At 34.7% G+C, this 18,418-nt stretch carries 17 protein-coding genes; 11 read left to right on the top strand and 6 right to left on the bottom strand.

The genetic code is table 11. From position 1 onward, the window contains the following. Positions 1-117 precede the first annotated feature (117 nt). From ACN1CN_RS05750 to ACN1CN_RS05735, 4 genes are all read left to right on the top strand, one after another. Positions 118-966, top strand: coding sequence for a class I SAM-dependent methyltransferase (locus tag ACN1CN_RS05750; RefSeq protein ID WP_419134962.1), 849 nt, complete (start codon positions 118-120; stop codon positions 964-966). Positions 967-1,582: 616 nt separating this feature from the next. Beyond that, the gene (locus tag ACN1CN_RS05745) at positions 1,583-2,158 is read left to right on the top strand and encodes an OmpH family outer membrane protein (RefSeq protein WP_264525808.1); all 576 of its coding nucleotides are present in this window, start codon (positions 1,583-1,585) and stop codon (positions 2,156-2,158) included. A 99-nt stretch (positions 2,159-2,257) separates the two neighbouring features. Continuing rightward, positions 2,258-4,537 carry a helix-turn-helix domain-containing protein gene (locus ACN1CN_RS05740; protein WP_419134961.1) on the top strand — a complete coding sequence of 760 codons (2,280 nt, stop codon included), beginning with the start codon at positions 2,258-2,260 and terminating at the stop codon, positions 4,535-4,537. Between the two features lie 241 nt (positions 4,538-4,778). Beyond that, on the top strand, positions 4,779-5,540 hold the full coding sequence (locus ACN1CN_RS05735) for a hypothetical protein (RefSeq protein WP_419134960.1): 762 nt from the start codon (positions 4,779-4,781) through the stop codon (positions 5,538-5,540). A gap of 39 nt (positions 5,541-5,579) precedes the next feature. On the opposite strand, the gene ACN1CN_RS05730 is transcribed toward ACN1CN_RS05735, so the two are convergent. Then, complete coding sequence (locus tag ACN1CN_RS05730; protein WP_264525805.1) at positions 5,580-6,545, bottom strand: SPOR domain-containing protein; 966 nt, start codon at positions 6,543-6,545, stop codon at positions 5,580-5,582. A 291-nt stretch (positions 6,546-6,836) separates the two neighbouring features. On the opposite strand from ACN1CN_RS05730, the gene ACN1CN_RS05725 reads away from it, so the two are divergent. The 6 genes from ACN1CN_RS05725 (at position 6,837) to dprA (ending at position 12,406) form a co-directional block, all read left to right on the top strand. Continuing rightward, positions 6,837-7,220: a hypothetical protein gene (locus ACN1CN_RS05725; protein ID WP_419134959.1), complete on the top strand. Its 384-nt coding sequence runs from the start codon at positions 6,837-6,839 to the stop codon at positions 7,218-7,220. Positions 7,221-7,266: 46 nt separating this feature from the next. Continuing rightward, complete coding sequence (locus ACN1CN_RS05720) at positions 7,267-9,009, top strand: sensor histidine kinase (RefSeq protein ID WP_419134958.1); 1,743 nt, start codon at positions 7,267-7,269, stop codon at positions 9,007-9,009. Next, the gene (locus ACN1CN_RS05715; protein ID WP_419134957.1) at positions 9,006-9,617 is read left to right on the top strand and encodes a response regulator transcription factor; all 612 of its coding nucleotides are present in this window, start codon (positions 9,006-9,008) and stop codon (positions 9,615-9,617) included. The genes ACN1CN_RS05720 and ACN1CN_RS05715 overlap by 4 nt, the downstream gene beginning before the upstream one ends. 173 nt (positions 9,618-9,790) lie before the next feature. Continuing rightward, positions 9,791-10,090 (top strand): hypothetical protein, encoded by a 300-nt coding sequence (locus ACN1CN_RS05710; protein WP_419134956.1) that lies wholly within the window; start codon positions 9,791-9,793, stop codon positions 10,088-10,090. A gap of 134 nt (positions 10,091-10,224) precedes the next feature. After that, positions 10,225-11,088: a hypothetical protein gene (locus tag ACN1CN_RS05705; RefSeq protein ID WP_419134955.1), complete on the top strand. Its 864-nt coding sequence runs from the start codon at positions 10,225-10,227 to the stop codon at positions 11,086-11,088. Between the two features lie 217 nt (positions 11,089-11,305). Then, a complete protein-coding gene (gene dprA / locus ACN1CN_RS05700; RefSeq protein WP_419134954.1) occupies positions 11,306-12,406 on the top strand; it encodes a DNA-processing protein DprA in 1,101 nt (366 codons plus the stop codon). Between the two features lie 53 nt (positions 12,407-12,459). Here dprA and trpS read toward each other — a convergent pair whose 3' ends face one another. Then, a complete protein-coding gene (gene trpS / locus ACN1CN_RS05695) occupies positions 12,460-13,434 on the bottom strand; it encodes a tryptophan--tRNA ligase (RefSeq protein ID WP_264525803.1) in 975 nt (324 codons plus the stop codon). A gap of 205 nt (positions 13,435-13,639) precedes the next feature. Between trpS and ACN1CN_RS05690 the strand changes: the two genes are divergently transcribed. Further along, positions 13,640-14,389, top strand: a complete 750-nt coding sequence (locus ACN1CN_RS05690) for a lysophospholipid acyltransferase family protein (protein ID WP_419134953.1) — start codon at positions 13,640-13,642, stop codon at positions 14,387-14,389. A 571-nt stretch (positions 14,390-14,960) separates the two neighbouring features. On the opposite strand, the gene recA is transcribed toward ACN1CN_RS05690, so the two are convergent. The 4 genes from recA to ACN1CN_RS05670 all read right to left on the bottom strand — a co-directional run bounded on the left by recA (position 14,961) and on the right by ACN1CN_RS05670 (position 18,294). After that, complete coding sequence (gene recA / locus ACN1CN_RS05685; protein ID WP_264526372.1) at positions 14,961-15,968, bottom strand: recombinase RecA; 1,008 nt, start codon at positions 15,966-15,968, stop codon at positions 14,961-14,963. 171 nt (positions 15,969-16,139) lie between these two features. After that, positions 16,140-16,649, bottom strand: a complete 510-nt coding sequence (locus ACN1CN_RS05680) for an acyl-CoA thioesterase (RefSeq protein WP_291286352.1) — start codon at positions 16,647-16,649, stop codon at positions 16,140-16,142. A gap of 105 nt (positions 16,650-16,754) precedes the next feature. Further along, positions 16,755-17,138 carry a DoxX family protein gene (locus ACN1CN_RS05675; protein WP_291286351.1) on the bottom strand — a complete coding sequence of 128 codons (384 nt, stop codon included), beginning with the start codon at positions 17,136-17,138 and terminating at the stop codon, positions 16,755-16,757. A 7-nt stretch (positions 17,139-17,145) separates the two neighbouring features. After that, complete coding sequence (locus tag ACN1CN_RS05670) at positions 17,146-18,294, bottom strand: ATP-binding protein (RefSeq protein WP_419134952.1); 1,149 nt, start codon at positions 18,292-18,294, stop codon at positions 17,146-17,148. Between the last annotated feature and the right edge of the window lie 124 nt (positions 18,295-18,418).

Below are 18,418 nucleotides of genomic sequence, written 5' to 3'. Positions count from 1 at the left end.
TCTAGTGGGATGCATGGATAGGCATTTCAAAGTAATAAATTAAAACTTGTTGCATTAACGGCTGTTGTGTAATAAAAAAATATGTTGCCAAATTCTATTAAAAACCTATAATTAAAAATGAACGTTTTAAACAAAAAACATTTTCTTACTGTAAAAGACCATTCTGTATCTAAAGAAATTTTCGAGTTGTATCATGACGAAACTTTAGACATGTTGATTACTTCTCCACAACCCGATTTAGAAAATCTTGGAAAATATTACGAAAGCGAAGATTATATTTCTCATACCGACAATAAAAGATCTTTGTTTGAAAAAGCATATCATTTTGTAAAAAATATAGCTTTAAAAAATAAGCTGAATTTAATTAATGCGGAGCAATCTCAAAAAGGAAGAATTTTGGATATTGGTGCCGGAACCGGAGATTTTTTATTAACGGCAAAAAATGACGGTTGGGAAACTGTTGGAGTGGAACCAAGCGAGAGAGCAAAAAATATTGCGATCGAAAAAGGAATTTCTTTTGTAAATGGAATTGATGCTCTTGAAAATAATTCTTTTGATGTAATTACCATGTGGCACGTTTTAGAACACGTTCCAAATTTAGAATTGCAAATCCAGGAATTAAAACGTTTGTTGAAACCAACTGGAACTTTAATTGTTGCGGTTCCAAATTTCAAATCGTATGATGCAAAATATTACAACGAATTTTGGGCAGCGTATGATGTGCCAATTCACTTCTGGCATTTCTCTAAAAAAGCGATTCAGTCTCTTTTTGAAAAAGTAGATATGAAATTGCAAAAAGTACTTCCGATGAAATTTGATTCTTTTTATGTGAGTTTGTTATCCGAAAAATACAAAACCGGAAAAATGAATTACATCAATGCGTTTTTAGTCGGATTAAGATCAAATTTAAAAGCGGGCAGTACAAAAGAGTATTCATCGCACATTTATGTCTTAAAAAACAGCTAAAACGTAAAATAAGCGTGTTTAAGGTGTTTTTTAAGGTAAATGGAGGGTTTGTGTCGTCTTTTTTTAGAAAACGTCTTAAATAAAAGCTATGAAAGTCACTTTTGATAGTGATATTTTATGGTAGAATCTTGCTCCATAAATAAAAACAATGTCATAAAATTGGGCACTTTTTTCGAAATTTTTCGATTTCAAATTCAAAATTTGGAGGTTTAGAAAAAGTGAATTTTTTTTCTCTTTAAATTTTTTTTAAAGCTGCAAAAATTGAAAAAATAATTTTGGTGGCTTTATTGTTTTATGATTTGCAATCTAATTTGCTGCGGTAGGAGGAAAAGCCTATTTATTGCAGATTTATGCCCTAAAATCAACCTAAAACTTAAAATAAGCACGTTTAAGATGTTTTTTAGTGAAAGCCTAGTATTTGTGTCGTCTTTTTTAAGAAAACGCCTTAGGTAAAAGCTATGAAAGCCGCTTTCAATAGTGATATTTTATAGTAAAAATTCACTCTATAAATAAAAGCAATATCATAAAATTATAGCATTTTTTAAACTTTATGTTGATGCTATTTATTTTTTTATATTTTTGTCTCCAATACATTAAAAAAATAGAAATTCAAAAAATGAAAAAAGCATTAGTAATTATCGCACTTTCAATTTTCGCCGTTTCGTGTAGCAAAACTGCAGAAGTTAAGGAAGTAAAAACAGCTTACGTAGATACTTCAGTTTTAATGAAAGAATACACTGAAGCAAAAGACCTTGAGGCAAAATACAAAGCTCAGGCAGAAGAAAAAGGAAGACAACTACAAGCTGAGATTACACGTTTTAAACAAGACGCTGCTAATTTTCAAAGTCAGGCACAGGCAAACGGTCAGGCCTGGGCACAACAAAGAGGTGCTGAGTTACAAAAAAGAGAACAACAATTGGGTTATGCTCAACAAGCTTTGTCTCAACAATTGCAACAGGAAAGTGGTGTTGAAATGGATTCTCTAGTTAGTGGAGTTAAAAAATTCATCAAAGATTACGGTAAGAAAAACGGTTATTCTTATATTTATGGTACTGGGGATGCTGCCTCAATTTTATACGCTGAAGAGAAATATGACATCACAAAAGATGTTGTTAAAGCTTTGAATGATAAGTATAAAGCGGCTCCAAAAACAGAAGAAAAACCAGCTGCGAAGGAAGAAGCGAAAAAATAATTCCAAACCAACGAATTAAATTTAAAAACCTAAATCTGTCAAGATTTAGGTTTTTTCTTTTATAAAAATGCGATACTTTTAGTCTTCAATTTACGCCTAATGCAAAACGTTACAGAAGCAGCTGCTTACACCTTACAATTCATCAATCAAACGCAAAAATCTATTTTCCTGACCGGTAAAGCGGGGACCGGGAAAACGACACTTTTGCGCGAAATTATTGCAACCACTCATAAAAGCACTGTAGTTGTGGCTCCCACGGGTATCGCGGCTCTGAATGCAGGTGGTGTTACCATTCATTCCATGTTTCAGCTGCCTTTTTCGGCCTTTATTCCTTCCTATGAAGAAGCTTCTCAGTTTACTGAAACGGTAAAATTTGAGAACAAGGAAACGCTTCGCAGACATTTCAAAATGAACAATGTAAAGCGTAATGTGATTCGAAATATGGAACTGCTAATTATCGATGAAGTCAGTATGTTACGTGCTGATTTGTTGGATGCTATTGATTTTATGATGCAAACGGTACGTAAAAACAACCGCCCTTTTGGAGGTGTTCAGGTACTTTTTATTGGCGATTTGCTGCAGCTTCCACCGGTGATTCGTGATGAAGAATGGCGAACTTTACGGAATTACTACAAAGGAAAATTCTTTTTCCATTCTCATGTAATTCAGCAATATCCGCCGTTGTATATCGAATTATCAAAGATTTACAGACAAAGTGATGATACTTTTATTTCGGTTCTGAATAATTTACGCAACAACCAGATTAGTCCACAGGACATTCAGGTTTTAAACCAGTATGTTCAGCCTGATTTTGATCTAAAAAACAATCCGGGTTATATCACGCTTACTACACATAATGCAAAGGCAGATTCTATTAATGATCAGGCCATTGGAGATTTGGCGGGTAACGAGTTCTCCTACCAGCCTTTTGTTGTTGGAGATTTTCCTGAAAAAATATTCCCGATAGAAGAAAACTTAAAGCTTAAAATTGGTGCGCAGGTCATGTTTGTTAAAAATGATTTGTCTTTTGAAAAGCGCTATTTTAATGGAAAAATGGGAGTGATTAAAGCACTTTCACCTGAAGAAATTTTTGTGCATTTTTCGGAGGAGGATAAAACAATTGAAGTAGAGAAGTACGAATGGAAAAATATCCGCTACAAAGTAAACGAACTGACTAAGGAAGTTGAAGAAGAAGTTTTGGGAACTTTTGCTCACTATCCAATCAAACTGGCCTGGGCCATTACGGTGCATAAAAGTCAGGGCTTAACTTTTGAGAAAGCTGCGCTTGATGTATCGCAGGTTTTTCTACCTGGGCAGGCCTATGTTGCTTTATCGCGTTTAACGTCCTTAAACGGGCTTATTTTGCTTTCTCCGATACAGATGAACGGTATTTCTAACGATCAGGATGTAATGGATTATGCGTTGAACAAAGCAAGTGAAGAGGTTTTGAAAAATTCATTGCATTTTGAAACCAAGAATTTTATTCATAACTATTTGATTAACAGTTTTAACTGGAGCGATCTGGCTCAGGAATGGCGCAATCATCGATTTAGTTACAATGAAAATGCTGCAGGATCAGAAAAATCCAAGCATTCGGTTTGGGCGCACAAACGTTTAGAAACTATTGATGGGCTGACAGATCCGGCGCAAAAATTTGTGCATCAGCTCAATAAAATTTTCAATAGAGAAACGGTTGATTTGATTTTTGTTCAGGAGCGGGTAGAGGCAGCTTATGCGTACTTTTTTAAACCGATGGATAAGTTGGTAACGGATCTTTTGCAGAAAATGGCCGAAATTCAAAAATTCAAAAAAGTAAAAGAATTTTATGAAGAGCTGTCTTTTTTGGATGATTTGCAAACAAAAGCGGTTTTGCGCTTAATGAAGGCCAAATTGCTAATAGAAATTGTGGTGGCAGGTGAAACCATCTGTAAAGAAAAATTGTCGTCTACAGCGATTAAAAACTACAAATTAGACAAGATTGATAAGATACGGGAGGAGTTTAATATGGCGAACACCGATATTTTTAAAGCAGATCAGCCTGTGGTGCGCTATACACCAAGAAAGCTGGATAAAAGTGAGCCAAAGACTGCCAAAAAAACAACGGTTGAAGAAACGCATGATTTATGGCTGGAGAAAAATTCAATACAGGATATTGCAAGAATCCGCAAGTTAACTGTTCAAACTGTTGAAATGCATTTGGTTAAGTTGATTCAGGCGAAGAAAGTAGAGATTTCAGATGTTTTGCCGTACGATAAAATTTTAGCACTAAGAGAGGCTTTTGAATTTTATCAGGAGGAATCTTTGAGTCCGCTGAAAGAAAAACATGGCGATGAATTTACCTGGGATGAGTTGAAGATGTTTAAAGCAAGTATTAACTGATTTGTGCTGACGTGATGTGAGTTGTGAGGATTGTTTGTAAAAAACATTATGTAAAATAGAGATTATATCGAGATGTAATACAACACAATAGAATAATAATGTTCCACGTTAAACAAGGAGAGAGAAGAAGATAATTGAACTTAGGCGGTTCAGATTGAAAGCTTTCACAGCAATTTTTAATTAAGTACTTTTATAGTTGTTTGTAAAAATCAGATTATTAACCGATTAAAAGTTTTTTAAGATGAGAAGCAGCAGTTTATTTTTAACAGTATTGTTTTTTTGCGGCAGTTGTATGGTTGCCCAGGATTCTAAAAGCGACTATCAGAAACTTGTTAAAAAGTTCATTGAAAATATAAAAAACGACAACAAAGAAGCCCTTGGCGATTGGGTCGTTTATCCGCTAAAACGGGAATATCCTATCAGTGATATCAATGACAAAGCCGATTTTGTGAAGCGTTACGGAGAAGTATTTGACACCGCTTTAAAAAATGAAATCGTGAAATCGGATGCTGTAAAAAGCTGGTCTGATATGGGTTTGAGGGGATTAATGTTTAATCAGGGTAAAATTTGGCTCGATACTGAAGGGAGACTGATTGCAGTAAATTATCAATCGAAATTTGAGTTGGATCTGAAGAAATCTCTAATCGCAGCACAAAAGAAAAATCTGGATCCGAGTATTGCTTTTTTTCAAACACCAATTTGTATTCTGGAAACGTCTAAATTCAAAATTAGAATTGATCATTTAGGAAATAACAATTATCGATATGCATCGTGGTCTGTTGAAAAGAAAATGACTGAGAAGCCTGATTTAGTGATTAATGGTGGTGTTTTAGTGGTAGAAGGTATTGGTGGAAATCACCAGTATGAGTTTAGGAAAGACGGTAATGTTTATGAGTGTGCGATTATCGTTTTGGGAGAAAAAAATTCGCCTCCGGCGAGACTGAGGGTTTATCAGGGTAAAAAAGTAATTCTTTCACAGGATGCAAAAATAATAGCGAAGTAAAAAAAAAGCCTATTCAACTGAGTAGGCTTTTTTTTAGTTTTATAGCGGTTGTACGAGAATCCAGGCATCCGGATTTTCTCCTTTTTGTATTTCTTTTTGTGCTTTTTCAGCTTCAGCCATAGTAGCATAACTACCATATAAAACAGGGAATAAACCGTGTTTGTTTTCGCCTAACATTCGGGCTTCGTAACCGTCTTTAATTAATTGGTTATAAGCTTTTCTTGCATTTTTTTCACTTCTGTAGGCACCGGCCATGATATGATAGGGCATTACTTTTTCGGCAGCCGTTTCTACTTTTGCAGAATCTACAGAAAGTGTCACAGCAGGTAGTGGGTTTTGAATAAAGAAAGTTGCTTCCTGTATTTTGTTTTCCACTTTTTTCTGAACAGCGCTTTCCACTACTAGTGTTTTAGCAGCGATTTGATTTTGGTATAGTGGATATCCGATACTACCAGTAATTCCAAGACCTAATACGAGTATTGCAGCATATTTTAAGAATGGATTAGCGGTTCTTCCTTCTTCATTTTCGTATAAAGAGATAGTTTCTCTTTCTGAAATTTCTTCAATTTTGCGCTCGAAATTTTCTTTTTTCACTAGTGGAGAAACAAATGGACTTAGTCCGAAAGAGCTCGTTAGGAAATTGGTCTGATCATTTGGTGTGAATACCATTTTTTGATCAGCATTTAAACGAATTTCGCCTATGTTTTTAAGTGTTACAACACCATTTTCTTCCAAAGTTTTTTTCCAGCTGACTACTTCAAAAGCAATTGCGCTTACGGCAAAACCATAAGAAGTTTTTTCAGCTTGTGCGATATGATTGGCCAACAATCCGTCATTGTTTTTTAAATGACTGTTGAAAGAGATCATTTTTGTCGGCGGAAAGAATGAATTTGTGCTTTCATTCAGCTGCGCGGATTGAATTTCTGTTAAAAATGCTCCAAACCCTGGAACCGTTACACACTGATAACGATACAGTAACTGTGCTATGTAATTTTCGATTTTCATAGTAACAAAGTTATGCAACGAATATAGTTATCAAAATTTTATTCACAATTTTTATTAACAATTCAGTTAATTTTGTAGATAATTGTTTTTCAGAGGTTTATTTAAGTTTAGTATATTTTTAATGTGATGTAAAATTGCTGTAAATTTATTTTTTAAGTTGTTTTTAAAAGATATTATGTTCAAAGATAAGGGATTGATCCAACAATAAATACCCATTTGTAGGTATTAATTTTCTTTCATATATTCATAGATTTGATTATTATTAACTTAAAAACTAAAATTATGGAAAGTATGAAACATTATGATTTAAAAGGTGCTTATTTAGAGAGTAAAAAAGCAGTTATAGGAGTATTGTTACCAGAGCCCGCGCGAAATAACAAATATGGCATATACGATATTTATAATATTTCTGATCAAGAGGGAAATAAAATTGTAGTTCATTTTAAAGATTTCATTGGTAGTCCTTTAGAAGGGGTAAATAATTTTGAGTCATTTGTTATTGATTTAAGTGACCCAAAATTTCGCTCAATTGATTTTACTAAGTGTATATATGTTGCTTTTCATCATGAAAACGATATACTTAAAAATACGCCTGAGAAAATATTTGAGGAGGTATATAATCCAATAGTTACACCAGATAAAACAGGTAAAGGAACCATCCGTGATATTGTATAACAAATCTTTACATACCAGATTCCGTTTTTTGCTCACTTTACTTTGTATGGTGAGCATTTGCGTTGGGCAAAATAAAGGTTTAAAATCCATTGCGAATTCGATCGAAAAAGGCCAGTTTAAAGAAGCATTAAAGGGGCTTTCTTTGATGGATACTACTGCTTTTTTACCGGAAGACTTGGGGTATTATTATTTTCTGAAGGCAAAAAGTTATAGTAAAGAAAATAACGATGTAAAAGCAATTGAAAACTATTTAACAGCTAAAAAGCGATATTTAAAAGTCAATTTTTTAGATAAAGCAATGGAAATCAATCTTAACATTGCTACTTTACTGGTTAGTTATAAAGATAATACACAGAAGCACCAATTCTATCTGAAAGAATATATGAATTATGCTATTGCATCAAAGAATGATTCTAAAATTCTTAAGGGTTATGTTCAGATGGCTTCTTTAAAAATAAACAATAAAGAAGCCAGTGAAAGTTTGTATTATTTTAGAAAAGCTATAGTGCTAAACAAAAAAGTGAACGATAAAAAGCTTGAAAGCAAGATATACAATAATCTCGCAGTGCTTTTTAGTGATGTTTTGTACCAACCTGATTCTAGTTTATATTACCTCCGAAAGGATAATTTACTTTTGCATCAGGAGAAAACACCAAATCCGAATTATATCTGTTATAATTTAATGAATCAGGCCTCTAACTATTCACAGCTTCATCAGTACGAAAAAGCGATTGGTTTATTGCATGAAGCGGATAAAATAAAGTTAATCGAGTACAATAAAGTTAACAAGGAAAATATTAATAATTTCCTTTATTTAAATTACAAAGATGCTAAAAATCTGGATAAGGCATTGTATCACTTAGAAATTTCAAATAAATACCATGATTCTTTAAATACAGAACAGCAAAATATTGCCATTAATAATTTTGATACTAAATATAAAACCAAGGAAAAAGAACTTGAAAATCTTGAATTAAAAACAAACATTAAAAAGAACAGGGTTATTTTATATTTGATGATAAGTGTTTTAATTATTGTTTTGATAATTGGTGTTTTAGGATATAAGAATATTGTGAAAAAGAAAAAAATTGCGGAACAGGAAAAGCTTATAGAGATACAAAAAACGGAAAAAATACTCAAAGACCAGGAACTTAACGGTATCGATTTAATGCTTGAGAGTCAGGAAAAGGAACGTCAGAATATTGCAAACGAACTGCATGATAATTTGGGCAGTATGCTGGCTACATTAAAATTAAATTTCCAGAATCTAAAGCGTCAGAATGAAGTTGTAAACCAGCAGGAAAATAAGCTTTATGATAAAACCGACGCACTGTTAGAAGAAGCTTATCAGAAGGTTCGAAATATCGCACATCTTAAAAATTTGGGCGTTGTTGGTAGTGAAGGTTTGTTGGTTGCGGTGAAGAAAATGGCGGAAAAGATGAGTGTTTTAGAACATTTAACCATAAATGTTATTCCGTTTGAACTTACAGAGAGATTAGAAAATACCATAGAAGTTGCTTTATTCCGAATGATTCAGGAATTGTGCACAAACATTATAAAGCATTCAGAAGCAACCGAAGTAAATATCTATTTAACTCAGGGAACACCAACCGAAATTAATATTATTATCGAAGATAACGGCAAAGGGTTTAACCCCAAAACTATTGTTAGCAAATCCGGTATTGGACTTAAAAATATGGAGAAAAAAGTAGAACAGATGGGCGGAACATTTAGCATAGATTCAATTCTGACTAAAGGAACCACCATCATTATAGACTTGCCCTTATGATAACGATCATTATTTCCGAAGACCATCAGTCGCTTATAGACGGCATTAGACTTTCTTTAGAATTTGAAGATGATATTGCCGTGATTGGTGAGGCTAACGATGGGGAGGAGCTCATACAAATGGTTCGTAAAAAGAGACCACAGATTGTTATTACAGATATCCGAATGCCAAAATGCGATGGAATTTGTGCCACTAAAATTATTAAGAAGGAATTTCCGGAAATTAAGGTCATCGCTTTTAGCATGTTTGATCAGCATGAGGCTATTCAACAAATGAAAGAAGCCGGAGCTTCAGGATATATTATGAAAAATTCTCCACTTAAGAAATTAATTGAAGCGATTAGAGCCGTTATTAGCAACGAAACTTTTTTTGACGACTCTATTGTTGTGAAAGATGAATTAACCAAAGAAAACATCCTTTTAAGTACTAGAGAAAAAGAAATTCTTAGGCTTATCGGTGAAGGAAAAACATCTAACGAAATTGCTGACGTACTTTTTATAAGTAAAAGCACTGTAGATACCCACCGCAAAAACATCCTCAAAAAGATGAACCTTTATGGCAAAACCGACCTGATACGTTTTGCAGTAGAACGAAAGTATGATTTTTAAGACTTCTTTTCTAATGACTTAAGCGATTGTAAATTAGTCCGAAATAGTTTTTTACCCAAAAATCCCCATTTGTAGGGATTTTTTTGTGCGCTGTAATTTGGAATTTTGATCTAACAACCAACCAGTTAGCCGAAAATGGAAATTAGAGTAGGCAATTTAAAAAGATAGAAATTATGGGATTAACACAAAGTGACTTAGAAACATTAAGAGCGAATTCTCTAAGCATTGGAAATGCGAGAGATATTGCGCAACAAATTGAATCAGATCCTACTTTTTCGGGAATATTTCCGAATGGTACAACAGGAGATTTTGCAAATCCTGATGAGAGAAAGTTTAAAGATAAATGGTGTGGATGGTGGCCTACTGCAAAAATACTTCTGACAATTGCAAAAACTTTTACAGGAGATAATGCGGATCGAGCAATAGATGCGATTATTAGTTTGGGTGATAGAATTTGTCCGGCAAATAATTGATGGTGTTCAGTAATCTGATAATTAACCTTGTCAGTTCAAAAATCTGGTAAGGTTAATTAAAAAATATAATAGGGAGTAAACCGAAAATCCGGGTTTTAACGCAAAAGAGTAGGTAAACCAAAAATATAGAAATTATGAAAACAAAAAGTACTTATCTAGTTGTATTAATGATCTTTTTTTTAACGATTAAGACAGAATTCTCATTTGGTCAAAGTGTAAGAAACCAAACGGAATCAGAAGTAATTAAACTTAATTTTGAATCTAAATTCAAGGATGTTGAAAAGAAAGACAAAGAATTTAGTGTACAAAACTCTGATGATTTAACGAAAGTAGCTATACAAACGGATTATGTTAGTGAGATTAGTGAAGAAGAAAGAATAGCAATTGCAGAAAGTAGACAAAACGAAATGTTTTTACAAGCAAAAGGTATTGAAGAATTGATACCAGATCTTCAGGACACCTTCAATGTTGTAGTAGACGCTCCAGTAAGTTGTACCGGATCACTTCCTCCTTTTACCGATGTTAGGAGAGGGAAAATTACAAGTGAGATAATTATTGCTAAAGATTATTATTTAGACCCAAGAAATCAAGAAGGTACACTTGAAGAACGCAGGGAAAAAGTAAGAATGGTAATAAAAAAGATTTTTAGTGAATTTGTAGCCCAAAGAACGGCGGAGTATAAATCTGTAAAATGCCATTACAGAGGTATTGACTGGAATAAGGCAGGAGGTTCAAGTTGGAAAACAATTACTTGTCAGCCAGGATTTTATTTTATAGCAGGTTCGCTTGTTAGAACTCAGAATGGGGATTGGAAGAGGGGACCTGAATGGGGTGTAAATTATTCTACTCTTTCATGGAAAACTGGCGGATATCGTAAGAATAAAACTTTTGCAGAGGTTGATGCTGAATATTTTGATATCGATAATAAAGTTTTGGACGAACTCAATTCAGCAAGAAAAATATTGCACGACCTGGGAATACCTACAGAACTCCCTTAGCAGTTAGAGACACGTACAAGTGTACAAGTTTTATTAAATAGTATTGTAAACAAAGTTATTCCAACAGGAATAGCTTTGTTTTTTTTACGTTGTATAAAATCTAAAACCTTATTTTTGAGAGAATTTACTTCTAATTTGTATATTTGACTTTCTCGATTTTATTTTGAGATTTGTTTTTAAAAGATTTTTGTCTCCGCCTTTAAACCTTATTCAATTCATGTCAGATCAAGATTTATTTTATGTATTAGCCCTGTTAAAAGTGGAAGGTGTTGGAGACATAATGGCAAAAAAGCTGCTCAATCATTATGGTAGTGCGGAGGCAGTTTTTAAAAGTAAATCGGGACAAATGGCTGTTATTGATGGTGTTGGTTCTGTTCTTTTGAAAAACTTTAAAGATAAATCTGTTTTTGAAAAGGCCAATTCGGAAATGGAATTCCTGAAATCGAATGAGGTGAAAGTATCTTTTTTTAAGGAGGATAGTTATCCGGAGCGCTTGAAACATTGTATCGATTCTCCTGTTCTGATTTTTTCACGTGGAAACATAAATTTAAAAAACAAAAAAATAATAAGTATAGTGGGAACACGCCAGATTACTTCGTACGGAACGGAGTTTTGCCGAAATTTGGTGGAAGAATTGGCCCCTCTGGATCCGGTAATCGTTAGTGGTTTTGCCTATGGTGTTGATATTGTGGCCCATCAGCGGGCAATGGATTTTAACTTGCAAACTATTGGTGTTCTGGCACATGGATTGAATCAGATTTATCCAAAATCGCACAGAAAGTATAGTGCTCAAATAGAAGAAAATGGTGGTTTTATGACCGAATTCTGGAGTACATCAAATCCCGATAAAGAAAATTTTGTACGCAGAAACCGTATTGTGGCGGGAATGGCTGAAGCTACCATTGTGATCGAATCTGCTGAAAAAGGCGGGTCGCTGATTACGGCAAACCTAGCCAATGATTATAACCGTGATGTTTTTGCGGTTCCCGGACGTGCTACGGATAAATACAGTCAGGGTTGCAATAATTTGATTAAAACGCAACGTGCCAATGTGCTGACAAGTGCCGCCGATTTGATTTATATGCTGAACTGGAATATTGAAACAAAACCCAAACCGGTTCAAAAACAGCTTTTTATAAATTTAGAACCTGAGGAGCAGAAGGTGTATGATTTTCTTCTAAAAAATGGGAGGGAACTGTTGGACAGTATTGCGCTGCAATGTGATTTTCCGATTTATAAAATTTCGGGTCTGTTGTTGAATATGGAGTTGAAAGGCGTGATTAGACCTCTTCCCGGAAAATTGTTTGAGGCAATTTAGTTTAAATTAAAAGCCCGACAGGTTTTAAAAACAGGTCGGGCTCAAAATTTATATTATTGACCAAATCCAAGGACCTGTCTTACTTTTGCCAATACACCATCAGCAATTACGGAAGCTTTTGATGCCCCTTTTTTGAGTAAAGCATCTACTTCTTCAAGGTTGTTCATGTAGTAAGTGTATTTTTCTCTTTCGGTTTTGAATTTTTCTATAATCAGTTCAAACAAAGCTTGTTTGGCATGACCATAACCATAGTTTCCACCTAAATAATTGGCTCTCATTTCGGCGATTTGCGTTTCTGTTGCCAGTAAGGAATAGATCGCAAATGCATTGCAGGTATCCGGGTTTTTAGGCTCTTCGAGTGGTGTACTGTCCGTTTCAATACTCATGACCTGCTTGCGAATTGTTTTATCGTCAAGGAAAATATTGATGAGATTATTGGCTGATTTGCTCATTTTTCCACCATTTGTTCCCGGTATCAATTTGCCGTCTTCCTGAATTTTAGCCTCAGGAATTACAAACGTTTCACCCATTTGATGGTTGAAACGCGAAGCTACATCACGGGTGATTTCTAAATGCTGCAATTGATCTTTTCCTACTGGAACAAATTCAGCATCATACAATAAAATATCGGCAGCCATTAACATCGGATAAGTAAAAAGTCCGGCATTAACGTCGTCTAAACGATCTGCTTTGTCTTTGAACGAATGTGCCAAAGTCAAACGTTGAAATGGAAAAAAGCAACTTAGGTACCAGGTTAATTCTGTAGTTTGAACCACATCAGATTGTCTGTAGAAGGTTACTTTATCAGGATTTAAACCACAGGCAAGCCAAGCCGCTGCAGTGCTGTATGTATTTTCTCTTAGCGTTTTGCCCTCTTTAATTTGTGTAATGGAGTGTAAATCAGCAATAAACAAAAAAGATTCGTTTGCCGGATCATTTGATAATTCGATTGCCGGAATAATTGCTCCCAACAAATTGCCTAAGTGTGGCGTTCCAGTACTCTGAACACCAGTAAGTATTTTTGCCATTCTAGTTTTTTTCTTAATCTTCCAATCGCAAAGATTGCAGGTTTATTTTTTCTAACCGCAAAGTTCGTAAAGTTTTTCGCAAACTCGCTAAAGTTTATCCAACATCTCATTGATTTTAAGTTTTATTTCAGAGAAAAACCTAACATTTTAAAAATCTAATGACCGAAAAATCTAAATTCATTTCGGTTTTCTTACATTTGAAACCATGAAAGGATTAAAAGTTGTTTTTTGGGTTTTATGGCGCGTATGGTTTTACATTTTGATGGCCATTCCGATATTGATTATGTTGCCGTTTTTGCTAATTTCTATTGCATCGGAAAGGGGTTACCCCTATTTCTTTAAAATGGCCCGCATTTGGGCTAAATTTATCCTTTTTGGGATGGGTTTTTATTATAAAGTCGAGCGCGAAGAGAAGCTGGTTAAAAATAAAAGTTATATGATTGTCGCCAATCATACTTCAATGACCGATATTATGCTGATGCTGGCTGTCGTTCGAAATCCGTTTGTTTTTGTTGGGAAAAAAGAACTTTCAAAAATCCCTCTGTTTGGATTTTTCTATAAAAGAACTTGTATTTTGGTGGATCGAAATTCTTCAAAAAGTAAAAATGAAGTTTTCAAAAGGGCACAAAACAGACTTAACCAGGGACTTAGTATTTGTATTTTTCCTGAAGGCGGAGTTCCTGATGACGAATCTATTTTACTCGATGAGTTCAAAGACGGTGCTTTTCGTTTGGCGATAGACCACCAGATTCCGATTGTTCCAATCGTTTTTGCCGATAACAAAGAAAGATTTTCGTATACTTTTTTAAGCGGAAGCCCTGGTAAAATGCGTGTAAAAGTATTGCCCTTTGTGGCTACAAAAGGATTAACATCGGATCATAGAAAAGAACTTCGCGATCAGGTAAGACAGCTGATTTATAAAGGTTTGCTGATGTTTAAAAAGAATGAATTATAAAGATTATAAAGTATTTTAAGGATAAAAACCCGACAGCTTCAGAAGTTGTCGGGTTTTCTTTTGAATTAAAATTTACCCATTTTGTATTCAAAAACGATTATCTATGAATTATTTTCTCTGAAATAAAACGCAATACTTTCTTAAACTTGAGTTTGGTTTTTCTACGGTTTTTGTTGTACAACACTTCTATTCTCTCTTTCATGGTTAAAAATATTTATGGTTGATACTAAAGAGTCTGACGAATACTCCATTGAACGTCATACTAGTATAGAGGGGAAAAAATGAAAAAGGTTGCGTTGGAAGTTGTAAAAATTTAAAAAAAAGAATAAAAACCCGTTAGAACCAAAAAACTAACGGATTTTTATTGAACAAACCAACCAAATTTGTAGAAAAACCTTTGAAGTAATGCCTATGGCTAAGCATTAATCAAATCTATGTCTGTTACTAAGATGGCTTGATTTTAGAAAGGTTGCGTCGGTAAAGGATAATTTTTTAAATAAAAAACCCGTCAGTTTTTTTAAAAACTAACGGGTTGTATATAAAGTATTGATTGTAAGTGCTTTTGTAAAGTTTAAGCGCCTGCTAATTCTTTGATATGTGCTTTAATTTTAAGTTCTAATTCGTCCGCTAATTCCGGATTGTCTTTAATTAGGGCTTTTACGGCATCACGACCCTGTCCTAATTTAGTGTCTCCATAGCTAAACCATGATCCTGCTTTTTTAACAATTTCAAATTCAACCGCCAAATCAAGAATTTCACCAGTTTTCGAAACTCCTTCTCCGTACATGATGTCGAATTCGGCAGTTTTAAAAGGCGGAGCTACTTTGTTTTTTACGATTTTAACTTTGGTTCTGTTTCCGATAACATTCTCACCGTCTTTAATTTGAGAAGAACGACGGATGTCTAAACGTACAGAAGCGTAGAATTTTAATGCGTTACCTCCCGTTGTGGTTTCAGGGTTTCCAAACATAACACCAATTTTTTCTCTCAACTGGTTGATGAAGAAAACAGTACAGTTTGTTTTACTGATGGTACCGGTTAATTTTCTTAACGCCTGTGACATCAATCGTGCGTGAAGACCCATTTTAGAATCTCCCATTTCACCTTCGATTTCACTTTTTGGTGTTAATGCAGCAACCGAGTCAATTACAACAATATCAATTGCTCCTGAGCGAATCAGGTTTTCGGCAATTTCTAAAGCTTGTTCTCCGTTATCCGGTTGTGAAATGATCAGATTTTCGATATCTACGCCTAATTTTTCTGCATAATTTCTATCAAAAGCGTGCTCTGCATCGATAAAAGCAGCTATTCCGCCAGCTTTTTGAGCTTCAGCAATAGCATGTAACGTTAGAGTGGTCTTTCCAGATGATTCCGGACCGTAAATTTCAATTATTCTTCCTCTAGGGTAACCATTTACTCCAAGCGCTAAATCGACACCAAGAGAACCTGAAGAAATCGTTTCAACTTCTACAATGGCTTTATCGCCCATTTTCATTACGGTTCCTTTTCCGTAAGTTTTATCTAGTTTGTCAAGCGTAAGTTGTAGCGCTTTTAATTTGGCATCTTTCTCTGAACTCATCTCTTTTTTTTCTTTTTCTTTCATGTAAATTTTTATAATTCATTCTCAAAAACAAACCAGAAATTAATAACGTACTGATTTAGATTTGTATCAGGCTTGTAATTTTGTAAAAATACTTCTTTTTTTTGAAGTAGCATGATGTCAAATTGTTCCAAATTGTCACAAATTTCACTATAAAAATAAAGCCTTTAGTTCGGTAGCATCAGAAGGTTGCATTTTACCGGCGAGCACTAAACTCAGCTGTTTACGACGCAAAGCAGCATCATAACGCTGTATTTCCAGTTCACTTTCAGGTACAATTGGCGGAACTTCGACCGGTCTTCCGGTATCGTCAACGGCAACAAATGTATAAATGGCTTCATTCGCTTTTGTTCTGCTTCCGGATTCACGATCTTCTACCCAGACATCGATAAAAACTTCCATTGAACTTTTGAAGGATCTTGAAACTTTGGCTTCGACAGTTACAACGCTTCCTAACGAAATCGCTCTGTTGAAAGCAACGTGATTGACAGAGGCTGTCACTACAATTCGACGGGAATGTCTGCGGGCCGCAATACTTGCTGCGCGATCCATTCGGGCTAATAATTCGCCACCAAAAAGGTTGTTTAAAGGATTTGTTTCACTTGGTAAAACTAAATCGGTTAAGATGGTCAGGGACTCTGATGGGTGTTTTGGATTCATTTTTTTTGATAATTTTTTTGCCATAGATTAACAAGATTTCAGAAATTAAAAACAGTTTATAAAATTCTTTAAATCAATGGCTTGCTTTTTTAAAAATTGGGCTGATTAATTCAACCAGTAAACGGCCATTACGGCTGGAATAAAATAAATAACAATGGTTCTTGCACCGTCGTAATCTTTGGCTAATCGTTGACCGAAAAGCATCATTAACAAAGTGATGCATGAGAATATGGCTCCGTAAAAACCAAATTCGCGACCGCTGTTGGTGAGTAATTGTATGGCGCCTACAACGCACAAAACTCCTGAAATTAATTCTAAAATTAAAAGATGGAGCAGGGCGAGTGGTACCTGATTTTTTAGTCTTGTTTTCGCAAAATGGCCTTTAAGCCACTCGACATTGTCTTTCCAGTAAAATATTTTTTCGTATCCTGATTGTAAGAACGTTAAGGCTAAAAATACTAATAGTAAAATGGAGGCAACATTATTCATTTGAAAACTATTTTTTGTGAATTAAACGAGTCAGTTTTATGGATAAATCGGTTAGAATTATTTTTGCATTTCCGTTTCTTTCAATGTGATACATAGCATCTGAAAGTTCTTTGAAAATTTCGTGAATGTTATTTCCGTTGACAAAAGGCGCAAAATTTTCGAGTTTAAATTTGTCCACTTTCGGCTCAATGTAAACAAGAGTAGGAGCCTGATAGTTGAGCAATAGTGCCTGACGAAACATTTCGATACAAAACTGGATGAATTTTTTCTGACTTTCACGTCCAAGGGCTGCAATTTCTTCACTCCAGGTTATTAAATCCTGAATGGCAGCTGCATTTCCTTTTGCTCTAAAGGCCGCACGAACCCAATTGACAAACCATTGTTCGAAAGGATATTCCGAATCGTCTTCTTTTATGAGATGTAAGGCTTTACTGAAATTTCCCTGTGCCTGATGCGCAATTTTAAAGGCTAATTTCTCGTCGATATTTTCTTTGGACATTAAGGCTTCGGCAATTACTTTTTCGGGAAGTCCGTTAAAGTGAATGACCTGACAACGAGAACGTATGGTTTGAATAATATCTTCTTCGTTTTCTGAAATTAGGATGAAAATGGTTTTATCGGAAGGTTCTTCCAATAATTTCAGAAGTTTGTTGGAGGCGGCGATATTCATTTTATCGGCCATCCAGATAATCATAATTTTGTAACCGCCTTCGTATGATTTTAACGAAAGTGATTTTAAAACTTCCTGCGCATCTTCAACACGAATTTCTCCTTGTTTGTTTTGAACCCCCAGCATTTTATACCAGTCAAATAATCCCCCGTAAGGTGTTTCCTGAATAAAAGTGCGCCAGTCCTGAATAAAATCTAAACTTTTGGGTTTTGTTTTTACGTCTTCGGTGGTTACTGTTGGATAAATAAAATGCAGATCGGGATGTGAGATGTTTTGAAATTTCAAATTGCACGAATCATTTCCATTCGAGTTTTCGTCTCCCGTATTGTTGCACAAAATATATTGCGCATAAGCAATTGCCGTTGATAATGTGCCGCTTCCTTCCGGCCCAATGAATAATTGCGCGTGCGGAATTCGTCCGGAAGCTGCACTTTTTATCAAGTGACTTTTGATGTAGTCTTGACCTAAAATTTGAGAAAATTGCATGAAGCAAAGATAGGAGAAAATGATACAGTCAAAAATTTTAGCTCAAAAGTTTATGCATCCAGTTCCATTTCTGTCGTTCGTGAAGATTTTGGCTCGATTTTTTGAGGTTTGTCAACCAACTTTT

The sequence above is a fragment of the Flavobacterium sp. T12S277 genome (assembly GCF_048514875.1).
In the GTDB taxonomy this organism is placed as follows: Bacteria; Bacteroidota; Bacteroidia; order Flavobacteriales; family Flavobacteriaceae; genus Flavobacterium.
This window is presented reverse-complemented; position numbering and strand designations above follow the sequence as displayed.